This window comes from Pseudomonas sp. 7P_10.2_Bac1 (assembly GCF_025465935.1).
In the GTDB taxonomy this organism is placed as follows: Bacteria; Pseudomonadota; Gammaproteobacteria; order Pseudomonadales; family Pseudomonadaceae; genus Aquipseudomonas.
Map to the genome: position 1 here is coordinate 103,931 of NZ_JANLNV010000023.1, position 13,560 is coordinate 117,490.

Annotated in this window: 12 protein-coding genes; 5 read left to right on the top strand and 7 right to left on the bottom strand. The window is 57.6% G+C overall.

Features of this window, described 5'->3' with window-relative positions; genetic code table 11:
• Nucleotides 1-20 precede the first annotated feature (20 nt).
• From NTD86_RS04920 to NTD86_RS04945, 6 genes are all read right to left on the bottom strand, one after another.
• Nucleotides 21-815, bottom strand: a complete 795-nt coding sequence (locus NTD86_RS04920; RefSeq protein WP_262201052.1) for an amino acid ABC transporter ATP-binding protein — start codon at nucleotides 813-815, stop codon at nucleotides 21-23.
• The gene (locus tag NTD86_RS04925; RefSeq protein ID WP_262201053.1) at nucleotides 812-1,705 is read right to left on the bottom strand and encodes an amino acid ABC transporter permease; all 894 of its coding nucleotides are present in this window, start codon (nucleotides 1,703-1,705) and stop codon (nucleotides 812-814) included. The genes NTD86_RS04920 and NTD86_RS04925 overlap by 4 nt, the downstream gene beginning before the upstream one ends.
• Before the next feature lie 3 nt (nucleotides 1,706-1,708).
• On the bottom strand, nucleotides 1,709-2,608 hold the full coding sequence (locus NTD86_RS04930) for an ABC transporter substrate-binding protein (RefSeq protein WP_262201054.1): 900 nt from the start codon (nucleotides 2,606-2,608) through the stop codon (nucleotides 1,709-1,711).
• A gap of 57 nt (nucleotides 2,609-2,665) precedes the next feature.
• Nucleotides 2,666-3,919, bottom strand: a complete 1,254-nt coding sequence (locus NTD86_RS04935; protein ID WP_262201055.1) for an acyl-CoA dehydrogenase family protein — start codon at nucleotides 3,917-3,919, stop codon at nucleotides 2,666-2,668.
• Between the two features lie 43 nt (nucleotides 3,920-3,962).
• Complete coding sequence (locus tag NTD86_RS04940; RefSeq protein WP_262201056.1) at nucleotides 3,963-5,348, bottom strand: LLM class flavin-dependent oxidoreductase; 1,386 nt, start codon at nucleotides 5,346-5,348, stop codon at nucleotides 3,963-3,965.
• A gap of 61 nt (nucleotides 5,349-5,409) precedes the next feature.
• A complete protein-coding gene (locus NTD86_RS04945; RefSeq protein ID WP_262201057.1) occupies nucleotides 5,410-6,990 on the bottom strand; it encodes a rhodanese-like domain-containing protein in 1,581 nt (526 codons plus the stop codon).
• A gap of 428 nt (nucleotides 6,991-7,418) precedes the next feature.
• Here NTD86_RS04945 and NTD86_RS04950 point away from each other — a divergent pair, with 428 nt between their 5' ends.
• Nucleotides 7,419-8,366: a LysR substrate-binding domain-containing protein gene (locus NTD86_RS04950; RefSeq protein ID WP_262201058.1), complete on the top strand. Its 948-nt coding sequence runs from the start codon at nucleotides 7,419-7,421 to the stop codon at nucleotides 8,364-8,366.
• A gap of 6 nt (nucleotides 8,367-8,372) precedes the next feature.
• Here the strand turns inward: NTD86_RS04950 and NTD86_RS04955 are convergent, their stop codons facing one another.
• A complete protein-coding gene (locus NTD86_RS04955) occupies nucleotides 8,373-9,539 on the bottom strand; it encodes an MFS transporter (RefSeq protein WP_262201059.1) in 1,167 nt (388 codons plus the stop codon).
• 346 nt (nucleotides 9,540-9,885) lie between these two features.
• On the opposite strand from NTD86_RS04955, the gene NTD86_RS04960 reads away from it, so the two are divergent.
• The 4 genes from NTD86_RS04960 to NTD86_RS04975 all read left to right on the top strand — a co-directional run bounded on the left by NTD86_RS04960 (nucleotide 9,886) and on the right by NTD86_RS04975 (nucleotide 13,521).
• Nucleotides 9,886-10,692 carry an energy transducer TonB gene (locus tag NTD86_RS04960; protein WP_262201060.1) on the top strand — a complete coding sequence of 269 codons (807 nt, stop codon included), beginning with the start codon at nucleotides 9,886-9,888 and terminating at the stop codon, nucleotides 10,690-10,692.
• Between the two features lie 82 nt (nucleotides 10,693-10,774).
• Complete coding sequence (locus NTD86_RS04965; RefSeq protein WP_262201061.1) at nucleotides 10,775-11,494, top strand: MotA/TolQ/ExbB proton channel family protein; 720 nt, start codon at nucleotides 10,775-10,777, stop codon at nucleotides 11,492-11,494.
• Between the two features lies 1 nt (nucleotide 11,495).
• Entirely contained in the window at nucleotides 11,496-11,897 is a 402-nt protein-coding gene (locus NTD86_RS04970; protein WP_048372930.1) for an ExbD/TolR family protein, read from the top strand.
• 223 nt (nucleotides 11,898-12,120) lie between these two features.
• Nucleotides 12,121-13,521 carry a purple acid phosphatase family protein gene (locus tag NTD86_RS04975; RefSeq protein WP_262201062.1) on the top strand — a complete coding sequence of 467 codons (1,401 nt, stop codon included), beginning with the start codon at nucleotides 12,121-12,123 and terminating at the stop codon, nucleotides 13,519-13,521.
• The last annotated feature ends 39 nt before the right edge of the window (nucleotides 13,522-13,560 follow it).

The window sequence follows — 13,560 nt, forward strand, 5'->3', positions numbered from 1 at the left end:
CATCTCCCCCAGGATTTGACTCAAGAATGACCCCGCGCCCGCGCGACAAATGCACGGGTGCGTTGTTCTTTGGGATGCACCAACACGTCTGTCGGCGTGCCCGATTCGACGATGACGCCGTGGTCCATGAAGGCAACGTGGCTGGCCACTTCTTGCGCAAAACGTAACTCGTGTGTGACCACGATCATCGTCATGCCTTCTGCCGCCAGATCACGCATGACGGCCAACACCTCCCCCACCAATTCCGGGTCAAGCGCACTGGTTGGCTCGTCAAACAGCATCAACGAAGGCTTCATCGCCAGCGCACGCGCAATCGCCACGCGCTGCTGTTGCCCGCCGGACAAGTGGCGCGCATAGGCATCCACTTTGGCCGAAAGCCCCACGCGCTCTAACAGTGCGAGCGCTGCCTCGGTGGCTTCTTCACGACTTTTGCGCTGCACCAGCATGGGCGCCTTGATGATGTTTTCCAGCACGGTCAAATGACCGAACAAGTTGAAACTCTGAAACACCATGCCGGTCTTTTCACGCTGCCGGGCAATGGCGCGCGGCGAAAGACCAAAAAAATGATTGCCCTTGCGGGTGTAACCCACCAGTTCGCCATCCACCTGAATAAATCCGCTGTCTGGGGTTTCAAGCTGGTTGATGCAACGCAAAAAAGTTGACTTGCCAGACCCCGAAGGGCCGATCAGGCACAACACATCGCCGCGCCGGACAGTCAGGCTGATGCCCTTCAATACCTCGTTCTGGCCATAACGTTTATGAATGCGCTGAGCGCTCAGTACCGGGACGCCGGCATGTTGACTGGACGTTTTCATCGCACCGCGATCCCTTTTCCAAAACGACGTTCAACCAGACGCTGCACGCCAGATAAGACCGTGGTTGCTACCAGGTACCAAAAGCAGGCGACCAACAGCAAAGGAATGGTCTGATAGTTTCGTGAGTAAATTAGCTGCACCGAATAGAGCAGATCCGACAGCGCAATCACGCTCACCAACGAGGTCATCTTGAGCATGCCGATCAGTTGATTACCGATCGGAGGAATGATCGAGGGCATCACCTGCGGCAGCACCACGTGCATGAATTTTTGCCACCCAGTCATCCCCAGTGCATCCGCTGCATGCCGTTGGCCTTTGTCGAACGAGAGCAATCCGCCGCGTACGATCTCGGCCATGTACGCCGCTTCATGCAGGCACAGTCCTAAAATCGCAGCCACATAGGGTGTAATGACTGCGTTGGTATTGGCGCTGAACAGCGTAGGACCAAATGGAATACTGATCGACAACGTCGGAAACAGCGACGCCAGGTTGTACAGAATGATGAGCTGAACCAGCAGCGGCGTGCCTCGAAAAAACCACACATACAGACCCGACATGCCCGAGATGAACAGGTTCGAGGACATGCGCATAGTCGCCAGGGCAATGCCGATCACCAGCCCCAGAAACGTCGTGACCAGCGTCAGCCAGCAAGTCAGCAATAGCCCATCCAGAATCGCCGGGTGAAACAAATACTGCCCGACCACATCCCAGGACATTCTCGGGTTGGTGACCACCGCCCACCCTACCGTCCCCAGTACCACCAGCATGAAGGCGATAAAGACCCATTGCCCATACCGTCGGGCAGGCACATAAATCACTTCGCCCGGTGGCTCCTGAAGATGGCTAAACGAATCGTCTTCTCGCCTGGTTTTCAACTCACCCACACTCATACCTCATTGTTCCTGCAACGCACCGAGGTTGATGCCGGGCGCAGGTAAAGCCATGGTTTCAACGTTCCACTTTTTCAGAATCGTGTCGTAGGTCCCATCGGCCTGAATGGCTTTGAGGCCGGCCAGAATCGCCTCCCCCAACTGCGTTCGGTCCTTGAGGTAGGCAATGCCAATCAGGTTCTTGGGAAATACATCGCCGGTCACCACCTGAACCGGGCGCGGGGCTTTGGCACTCACGTCACCGGCAATCGAGGTCGCGGCCACGATAAAGTCTGCACGCCCCGAGTAGAGCGAAAGATACACGGCATCGGCTGAGGCAAACTCCAGTCTTTTAGGCACCGGCTTGCCCAGCGAGGTGCAATACCTGGAAAAATCCTTTTCGATAAAGTCGACAAAGTTGGTACCCGATTGCAGCCCCACGGTCTTGTCACACAAAGAGCTCAGTTCCACGGGCGTGTCTTTGCTATCGACCAGCACGAAAGCGCCTTGGGTGAGGTAGGCATAGTCAACAAAGCTCAACGTCTTGCGTCGCTCTGGCGTGTCCGAAACCGCCATCATGGCGATGTCATATCGATTGGCCTGAACACCGGGGATCATCCCTGAGAACTCAATCGAGGTCTGGTTGATGCCCACACCCAGTTTTTCGCCAATGGCTTGCAGGATATCGACCTCAAAACCTTGCAGGGTTTTGCCGTCTTCACCGACAAAAGTAAACGGCGGCCACTTGGCATCGGTGACCACGTTAATGACGTTGGTCTTTTTGATCTCATCGGGCAGCAAGTCATGCAGCGACACGGGGTTGGCGAAAGCCCCCAGCGAGGCACCCAAAGACGCCACCAGGGCTGACGACACCGCGAGTTTCCTGGCAAACGATGCAACGCGAAGCGAACTCATCATGCTCATGATTTTTTCCTGTTGGCGCAGACTGCTCTGCGCCACGTAATTAGGGGCAATGGGTAGTTACAGCGCGGCAGTTTTGGCGGGCTCGTTAATTACGCCCACATCGTCGCCAGCGACAAAGATCGGCGGTAGTTCTTCATTCAGCAGGTAGTCGCCAATCACGCGGGCCTTGTACAAATGCGGGTTATGCGACGACAGCGCACGGGCATTGCGCCAGTGCCGATCCAGGCCGCCTTTGGCGTCGATGGCAGTGGCGCCAAGCGTGTCGAAAAGCTCTGTCGCAGCGGTCAGTACCAGCGGGATCAAGGTCACTTGTGCCGCCGAAATTTCCAGATCAGCGTTCACATAGGCGGCGTCGGTGGCGGCCGATTGCTCGCCCTCCACGTTCCAGACATGCCAGGCATCCTCAAGCGCCTGGGCCGCGCCGAGCACAATAGAGCGCGCGGAGCTTGCGGCGGCGCCGATCTTGCCGACCTGCATCTGGATAATCGGATCATGACGCGGCAATCCACCCGGCCCCGTGTAGTAAACCCGCTGACGGGCCGCGACTTTTTCAGACACATCCCGTGCAATCGCCCTTGCGACCCCGGCGAGGGTTGCCAGGTGCACCAGTTGCGCAAAACCACTGCCAGCGCGGAGCGTGGATTTGATATGCGGCGAAATTTCATCGGCGTAGACCACCACATCTTCAAAAATCGACGAACCGGTCGCGGTCAGGCGCTGCCCGAAACCATCCCAGTCATCCAGCAGGGTCACGCCTTTCCTGTCAGAGGGCACTGTGATGATCACGCGATTGCCATGCTCATCCACACCAATCACTGGAATCCATTGAGAGTAAAGGCTTCCAGTCCCGTAGGCTTTTTTGCCATTCAGCCGGAAGTTGCCGTCAGCATGCGGCAGCACCTGAGTGCGAATTTCACCAATCGGCGTTCCCGGTGGCTCGGTGGTAGCGTTACCGAACAGCTCGCCGCGCACCACCCGGTCGATCCACACGGCTTGTTTTTCCAACTGATCGCCGATCATCAAGCGCTCCACCCGGGAAAAATGCAGTCGCAGCGCTTGAGGGATGTTGGAGTCCGCCGCTGCCAGCTCAATCAACAGGTCAAACAATTGAACGATGGAGGCGCCGAAACCGCCCTGTTCGACCGGAATCCGGAGAGCACCAAAACGTGCTTCACGCAGCCAGCCGATTTGTTCAAATAACAATGTGCGGCTGCGCTCTCGGGCCGAGGCGTCTTTGCGAATCTTGTCAAAGATGGGCTTGAACCGTTCGTGCAGTTCAGCCGAACTGTATTGCTTGGATGTCGCGCTCATGCTGTTAATCCTTTTGGTGTTTCACGTCTAAAAACGTGCGTGTTTAACGGGCCGCGTAACGAAACTGCCGACCGTAGTGGCGCCCGCAAAGCTGCGCAGCGTCTGTGCCAAACAACTTCTCGCGCCAAGTCCCTTCGGCGTACTCTTGTTTGAAAACGCCGCGCTGCTGTAACTCCGGGACTACAAAATCCACAAAGTCCTCATAACTGCCGGGGGTCACAACCCGCATCAGGTTGAAGCCATCAATGCCGGTATCACGGGCAAAATCCGCTAACTGATCGGCCACCTGCGAGCCTGACCCCACGATGGGCAGCGTGCGGGTCCCCAGTTTCATTTCGTCCAGCAAACGCCGAACGGTCCAGGGGGCGCCGGAGTTGTAGCGGGTAATGGAATCGAGAATGGCGCCCATGGCTTGGGTGTTTTGCAGGGTGATCGGCTCATCAAGGCCATAGCGCGAAAGGTCTTCGCCAATCGACGCGCTGAAGTGCGTCAGACCGCCCGCCGCACTGGCGTAGCGTTGGTATTCGCGTAGTTTCTCGTTGGCCAGCGCCTCGGTCTTGTCGGTGACCACCACCACGCCAACAAAAATCTTGATGTCATCGCAAGCCCGCCCGTTGGCCACGGCCCGATTGCGCAGGTCTTGGACAATGCTCTTGGTGACGTCGACGTTTTGATTGTGCGACGACATGAAGATGCACTCGGCATGACGCGCCGCAAACTCGCGCCCCCGCGATGACGTACCGGCCTGAAACAATACTGGCGTGCGCTGTGGCGAGGGTTCGCACAGGTGAATCGCATCGAGCTGATAAAACGGCCCGTCATGCTTTATCCGGTGCACTTTGGCCGGGTCGGTAAAGCGCCCGGTCTGACGGTTGCGCTCCACGGCGTCGTCTTCCCAACTGCCCTCCCACAGTTTGTAGACGAGGTCCATATAGTCATCTGCCATGTCATAACGGTTGTCATGGCGGATCTGCTCGGTGAGCCCCATCGCCCGCGCAGCACTGTCCAGGTAGCCGGTCACGATGTTCCAGCCCACGCGCCCATTGGTTAAATGGTCGAGGGTGGAAAAACGCCGTGCCAACAAATAAGGCTTTTCATACGTCAGGTTGGCCGTGACGTTAAAACTCAAGTGTTGAGTCGCGTGGGCCATGGCCGACAGAGGGATGACGGGATCGTTAATCGGCACTTGCACCGCCCCGTGCAACGCCGCATCGGGAGAGCCACCATGCACGTCGTTAGTACCAATCACATCGGCCAAGAACAACCCGTCGAACTTGCCGCGCTCAAGGGTTTTGGCCAACTTGACCCAGTAATCCAGACTTGAATAGTCAATTGAGTTATCGCTGGGATGCGTCCACATCCCATGGGAGATATGGCCAACGCTGTTCATGTTGAACGCGTTCAGCATTATTTTTTTATTGAAGCCCATCACTCACTCCAGACGGTAGAAGCCCTTGAACACAGGCCTCTCTCTGTTTCAGATTTAGCGTTTAACGGCCCTGCAACTCAGTGTCAGTAGCCGTCTCGGGCCAGCGAAACTGCACCGTTTGATCGTGCGCAATGTCGTGGCCCAAGCTGCGCTCCCACGAGAGGTAATCGCGAAAGATCTGCTCGCGGTTCTCTTTGGCGCGCATCGTCGAGCCCCAGTCATCGTCAAAAGGTGACAACAGCTGTTGCGGCGCAAACTCGACTTCGAGGGGCAACCCCGCCGCCCGCCAGGCCTGCGTACCGCCTTTGAGTGCATAGGCTTCAACACCAAAGTCACGGCTGACTTGAGCCGCGGCATACGCCGCATTCACGCCATCCGGGGAGGTGAACACCAGAGGGCCAGGGGATCGGGTTTCAAGCCACGCGGCCAGCGACGGCCGCAATACGAACTTCGCGCCCGGAAGGTGGCCCAACTCGTAGTCCAGGCTCGGTCCGACATCCAGCACCGCATACCCGGCGTCCAGATGCTGTTGAACGGCTTGCGGGGCCAACCACTGAACCGTGTCCGGGAGCACATCGGCAGCGGTCTCAGTCACCTGCATCACGCCCGGCTCATCCAGAGCAAGCAGATGGATTTCTGCGTTATTGAAATGCGACAACCAAAACGCACTCACCGCCGCACGCTTTAAATGGCCATCGTCCACCAGCACGACACGTGCATTGCGCACAGGTACATGAGCGTCGTACGTCATCAACAATTGACCACCCGGCACAGACACCGCTTGCGCAAGGTGCCCGGCGCGATAGTCCGCCTCGGGGCGAACATCAAACACATAGAGCGTTCGATCGTCCTGCTCTTCAATCAAGCGCTGCAAGTGAGCGTAATCAATCACACTAAGGCCATGACGCCGCACGAGCGTTTCAGCTTGCTCGCGCAAAATCCCGCCCGGCTTGAACTGACCCGGCGCCGGCAACCCATTGTCTCCGGGGCCTGTGGGCAATCCATAGAGGAAGGACGCCATCACCCCGTCCTCCAGAAAAGCCACGTTCGACACACCGTCAAGCAGGGCCAGGGTGGTGGCCGCGACGATCCCGCGAGTGCGGCTGAAGCAACTGATCACATACAAATGATCGGCCTCATCTGTCCGGTTCAAGTTGTGAAGCGCCAGCTCAACCCCCGGCACATTAAAGGCCCGGCCAACGGTGGTTTTTTGGTATTCATGCTCGGGCCGGCAATCAATGAGCGTGGTGGCCTGCCCGCGTTCAAAGCGAGCCTGAAGGTGTTCCGGTGTGAGCGTGGGCGTTGCGTAGTGCGCATGGGCCAAATCGGCAAATGCTTTGACCAGCGTGTTGTAACCGGTGCCCAACGAATACCCACTGACTTGCCATGCCTTAATACCACCGTCGAGCACCCGTATATGGGTAAAAGACAGTTCAGTTAATACAGAAACTGCACGCTCTGCCGCCCCGCCTACAGCCCCGGCATCATCCACAACAATCAGAGAAACATGCTTATTGGGAATAGCGCGCAGTACCTGATATTCAAGACTGCTCAATGCAAAGTGCGCTGAAAGATTAATATGGCCTTGCGCATAAAACCGGGCTTCACGCACATCAACAACAGCAACTTCAGCGTCACTCATCAATGTTACATAAAGATCATTGGCAGATATTAAAGGGATTGATTGAAGCCGCGTCATACGCTGTCGCCCAGAAGAAGTTGTACTCATCGTTAATCATTTTTATAGGCAATGGCGCTCGCGTAGCAACTCGAATAATCTGTTCTCAGGCATCGGAAATTCTGTTGGGCGACGCTTTCACACGGCCCCGCAGGTGCAAGCTCCCACGCCGCGGGCGCCAAGGGTTTAACTTTTTTTGATGGTCGCCTCCTTATTCCTTTAAGGAATAAAACTATCGCTCAACAGCCTTTCTATAAAATATGGCGACTTCTTATAATCCCTCGTTAATTCGTCCTCCGGCCATGATGCCGGCGACTCATTCAGCGGTGAGAACCCCATGCTACGCAACCTACCGAGGGCTTTGCCTGGGTCTGTAATACACAGAGGCCGTCATGGCGTTTAAGTATTCGCTTAAACAACTGCGCTACCTCGTCACGACCATTGAATGCGGCAGCATCTCTGAGGCTTCACGACGCCTTAATATTTCCAACCCGGCTATTTCATCGGCCATCAAAGACCTCGAAAGTCGGTTTAACCTGCAAATATTTATTCGCCATAAATCCAACGGATTAATCCTGACGCCGGAAGGCTCCAGTTTTTTTGAGCGCGCAATAAGTTTACTTCGTGACGCACGCGAATTTGAGCAACACGTCAACGGTGACAGTGGAAAAATCAGCGGTGAAATAGTACTTGCCTGCTATGACCCTATTGCCTCGTGTTATCTACCTGAACTTCTGGCCTCCTTCAAAGAGCGTTTTCCTGCAGTCAAAATTACACTTCACGTGGTACATCAGAACAAAATAGCCGAAGGATTAAGATCCGGCGCCTATGACTTGGCACTGACCTACTCGGCGGGTTTAAGAGAAACCCATAAATATATTCCCCTACTGCCCGACTTATACCCGCGTGCGGTGCTGCCGGCAGGGCACCGACTGGCCACACTGCGTGAAGTTTCGTTATCGATGATTGCTGATGAGCCGCTGATCCTGCTGGACATCTGGCCGAGTAACCAATACTTCCTGGGGCAGTTTGAAGAGGCTGGTCTACAGCCCAACATCGCCTACAAAGTGCCCTCGATTGAACTGGTCACCGCCTTCGTTGGGCAAGGGCTCGGTGTGTCCATCATGGTGACCTTGCCCGAACAAATTCAGACAGCCAACGGTAATAAAGTCGTCACCCTGCCCATCACCGACCCACAGGTTGCCTCGCGAACTGTGGTGGCATGGAACCGCGACAAAGACCTCACACGCCTCTGCACCGAGTTTGTGAACCACTGCAAAAACGAGATCAAGTTGCCCAGGCATATGCGGCCGAGGGCCCAGGAACTGATTGCCTATTGAAGCGACTCAGCCCTTCTTTTCACCCCTGAACACCAGCAACGCGGCGAACACGGCTCCCACCGCGCCGACACACAGCATCAGCCCCTGATCACTCAGATACGTGGCCGTGGCCCCGGTGGCGATGGGGCCGAGTACGCCGCCCACGGTGTAGAACAACGCAATCGCGGTCATGGCAGTCGATACCTGGTGCTTGGCCACACGGTCTCCGGCCTCTATCACGGCCAGGGTGTTCATGCCGCCAATCGCGCCGCCCCACACAAACACCACCAGCACCGCCAACCACGGAAATGGCTGGCTGAAGGGGATGGCCAGGGTGCCCAGCAGGAGCATCAGCCCGCAGGCCAGTTGGCCGGCTTTGTAGGAACTGCGATCGGCCATCCAGCCAATGGGCAGTTGCAGTAAGGTGCCGCCCAGCCCGAACACGGATATCAGCAGTGTCGCGGCTGTCAGCGAGTACCCCGAGGCCACGCTGTAAGGTGCAAGGAACGATACGGTGGAGGTTTCAGCGAAGCCGGCAATAAAGGCGCCGCCCAGGGCCACGGGAATGAGCCCGTAGAATTTGCCATGGGCTTTTTCTTGCGGTGTTTGCGGCTGCGAATCGTGTGAGGTGAGCGTCAGGGCTAAAGCACCTGATATCAACACGATCACCGCACAGGCGTAGTACGGCAGCGCTCCGTCGACGCCGAACACCACCAGCAGCAACGGCCCCATCGCAATGCCGAGGCCCATCAGGGTTTCATGCACGCCAATAGCGCGGCCGCGGCCATCGCTTGAAGACACGGCAACGATCCAGGTGTCACAGGCGATCCAGCGCAAGATCAACCCAATGCCCAGCACAAAATTCAGGCCGAACATCAACACCAGATGCTCGGTAATGGTCATGCCCAACAGGGCAAAGATCGTGAGCACGGCACTCAGCACATTCGCCTTCACCAGCCCGAGAACACCTAAGACCCGCGGGACGATTTTGTACAACAGTAAAATCGCGATCCACGAAGCGCTGACAATCATGCCGATTTTTGCCGAGCTGACACCCCGCTGTTCCAGCGACATGGACAGCAATGGCGTGATGGTGCCGATCTGCACAATCTGCGACAACACCGACACTGCGTTGATTTTGGTTAGCACGACCCAGCGTTGCCGGTCGGCGTATTCAGCACTCGGCACTTGCATGCACGAAACCCTTCCCTGGAGAACCGCACAACAGTGGCGGCACGCGCAATCATGCGCTTTTTTTACGAATTTGCCGGGCCTTTTCGGACAAGCTCGCGATTGAGTGTTCAGCGGTGAACACCTCTCTTTTCCAAGGGAGGCCTGAGAATCAAATCACCGAACACATATATCTTTATTGAATATTCAAATACTAATTAAGACTTTTTTGGTCTATTTAAATATCGTGCATCATTCACCCACGCTCTGCGCTTGAGGAACAACACCCGTTGCTGAAATCGGACGGTGCCGCCTGCAAGCCCGCTTCTACAGGGGTGTGAGAAGAACATTTTTTTAACGGAGTCAGTCAATGGGTAAAGTCCAAACCGCAGGCGCTGTGCCGGACGCGTTATGGCGCCAGGCACCGATCGGCGACTTGCTTGATCTGGGCCGCGCCTATCGCGAACCGCTGGCGCTTGGGCGCCTGCAAAGTACACCCAAGCGTATTTTGAGCCGCCCGGAAGCGGTGTTGATCGGGGTGTTTGCGCTGGCGCTGCACGGCGCCGTGATTTATTGGATCAGCCAGAATCCGGCGCCGGTGTTGCCGATCGTGCCGCCTGAAGTGCCGCCGATGACCATTGAATTTTCACAACCGGCGCCCGTGGTCGAAACGCCGCCACCACCGCCCGAGCCGATTGTGCAGCCGGTCGCTGAGCCACCTCCGCCCGTCGAAGACGAGTTGGCCGTCAAGCCTCCACCGCCGCCCAAGCCCAAGCCAAAACCGGTGGTCAAACCAGCGCCCAAACCTGTTCCCAAACCGGTTGAGCAACCTCCGGCGCCGCCCGCACCGCCAGTGGCCGCACCCGCGCCACCGGCACCACCCGCGCCCAAACCGATTACCCCGGCGTCGGCCAATGCTGGCTACTTGCATAACCCGGCGCCGGAATACCCGTCGCTGGCCATGCGCCGAGGCTGGGAAGGCACTGTGTTGCTGCGTGTGCACGTGTTGGCCAGCGGTAAACCGGGCGAGATCCAGATACAAAAAAGCAGCGGCCGTACCCAGCTCGATGATGCCGCTCTGGCGGCCGTCAAACGCTGGAGTTTTGTCCCGGCCAAACAGGGCGACGTGGCCCAGGACGGCTGGGTCAGCGTACCCATCGACTTCAAAATCAAATAACTGAACCCAATCACTGATAGCGGGCTACCTGACAAAAGGCGCATCGCACGACTGACTTAATGCCTTGTTGGAGAGCCACACCATGAACCTGATCGCTTCCCCTTTTGAATCCATAGAACATGCGGTCATCTGGCTGCTGATTATTTTCTCGGTCGCCACCTGGGGCCTGTTCCTGCTCAAAGGCGTGCAATTCAACCGCCTGAAAGGCCAGGACCGCCGCTTCCTTAAACAATTCTGGGCCGCCACCAGCCTCGACTCGGCCGCCGAACTGGCCAGCACCGCGCCGGGCGCTGCCGCCCGCGTAGCCCAGGCCGGTTATGCCGCCATTCAAGTGAGCGACGGGCCACAAGCCAATGACCTGGCCCACACCATCAACCATCAGGACCGTCTGGAGCGCTCGCTGCGTCAACAAATCGTACGTGAGCGCCGCTCGCTGGAAACCGGCCTGGCGATCCTCGCCAGTATCGGCAGCACCTCGCCGTTTATCGGTCTGTTCGGCACCGTGTGGGGCATCATGTCGGCCCTCAAAGGCATCAGCGCCGCCGGTTCCGCCAGCCTTGAAACCGTGGCCGGCCCGATTGGTGCGGCACTGGTTGCGACCGGCGTCGGCATCGCGGTCGCGGTGCCTGCGGTACTGGTTTACAACTACTTCTTGCGTCGCCTGAAGCTCACTGCCGCTGACCTGGACGACTTCGCCCACGACTTCTACAGCCTGGCCCAGAAGAGCGCCTTCCGCGTACATCTGCACCCAGTGCTGAACACCGCAGCCAGTGGTGCAACCAAAGTGAAGGAGGCGTCTTGAGATGGCTTTTTCAACCCAAGACAACGATGAAGTCCTGAGTGAAATCAACGTCACGCCACTGGTAGACGTGATGCTAGTACTGCTGGTGGTGTTTATCGTCACCGCACCGCTGCTGACCAATGCGATCCCGATCAACCTGCCGAAAACCGAGGCTGTGGCCCCGATCGAGCAGAAGGATCCGGTGGTGGTGAGCATCGACGACAAGGGCAAGGTGTACATCAACAAGGACGAAATCCAACCGGATCTGCTGGAAGTCAGCCTGCAAGATGCCAAAGCCAAAAACCCGGACGTGCGCGTGCAATTGCAGGCGGACAATGGCGTGAGTTATGGCGAAGTGGCCAAGCTTATGGCCTCGATTGAAAAGGCAGGCATTACCAAGCTGGCGGTGATTACCGCCAAGTAAACAGGGCGGCCTCGCGATCTTTAGCGATAAAAAGATCGCGAGCACCCTCGCTCCTGCCGATGGGCTTGATCTTAAACGACCCTCTGACACTCAACGTTTAATCCTCTCCTGCCAAAAAGGTCGAAAAAGCCGTTTAAAACCGAGCTGAATCGACCCCCGCCAGTCATCCCGATGTCACGCAGCTTTGTTTCCTTGGGCGCATTTCGCCACTCAAGGAGCCTCCATGATTCGCCCAACACTGCTCGCCCTCGCGCTGTTTTCTGTGATCAACAGTGCTTCGGCCACTCCCGCTACACCCCTGCCCCACTCGCCCGGCAAACCTTATGCGGCCAGCGGTCTGGCGGACAGGATTGTACTGACACCGGGGGCCAACCCCGCGCGTGAAATGGCCGTGACGTTTCGCACTGACACTCACCAGCCAGCGACTCAGTTGCAATTGGCCGTCGCCCTCGATGGCCCGCAACTGGCCAAGGGCGCCCGCACGCTGGAAGGCACTCAAGTGAGCCTGGACACCGAAAACGGCTCCGCCCTTTACCATCAGGTGCGCCTGCACGATTTACAGCCAGACACCGCTTATGTGTACCGGGTCAAAGGAGCCGAAGGCTGGAGCGAGTGGCTGCAGTTTCGTACCGCTGCTGAAGCGTTCAAACCGTTCAGCTTCATCTACATGGGCGACGTGCAAAACGACATTCTGTCGTTGGCCTCGCGCAGTATCCGCCAGGCGCTGCACAGCGTGGCCAACCCTGCGCTGATCGTGCATGCCGGGGATCTGGTATCGCAACGCGATGATCTGGTACATGACGATCAATGGGGCGAATGGAATCAGGCCGGTGGTTATAACTACGGGATGATCCCGCAGGTGGTAGCCATCGGAAATCATGAGTACCTGGACGGTATCAATCCCGACGGCAGCGAAAGTCGCACCCTCAGCCCGCACTGGAACCGCCAGTTCGCGCTGCCGGACAACGGCGTGCCGGGCCTGAAAAACACCACCTACGTGATGGATTACCAGGGCGTGCGATTTATCGTGCTGGATGGCACGGCGGCCCTCGACATGGGCACCTTGGCCCAGCAGACCGAGTGGCTGGAGAACAGCCTGAAAAACAGCCCGGCGCGCTGGAATATCGTGGTCAACCACCAACCCGTTTTCACCTGCGCTCGCCCAGAAGACACCGAGCCGTTGAAAGCAGCGTGGAAGCCATTGTTTGAGCGATATTCGGTGGACCTGGTACTCCAGGGCCACGACCATTGCTACAGCCGGGTCACCAGCGAAGCCGGTCGTGCGGCCTCCCGCGCCGATCGCGCCAGCGGCAAGGTGCAGGGCCCGGTGTATATGGTTTCGGTGGCAGGGTCGAAGATGTACGGGCTCAATGACCGGGCGCACCTGCAACCGGACCGCAGCGCGGAGGAAACCCAGTTGTATCAGACCATCGACGTGCAGGACTCACGCCTTGAAGTGCGCAGCTACACGGCGGCGGGCACGTTGTATGACGCGTTTGACCTGGAGCGTGATGCGCAAAACCGTAATCACTTGAGCGAGCCGGTGAAATCCCTGCCTGCAGAACGGGCCTGCACCGGCACGACGGGCCCGGATGGCTACCCGTGCAGCTCGCGGGGTAAGTAAACCTGTCGCCCCGACTTCGACGCCGGGCTGTCGCGCAGC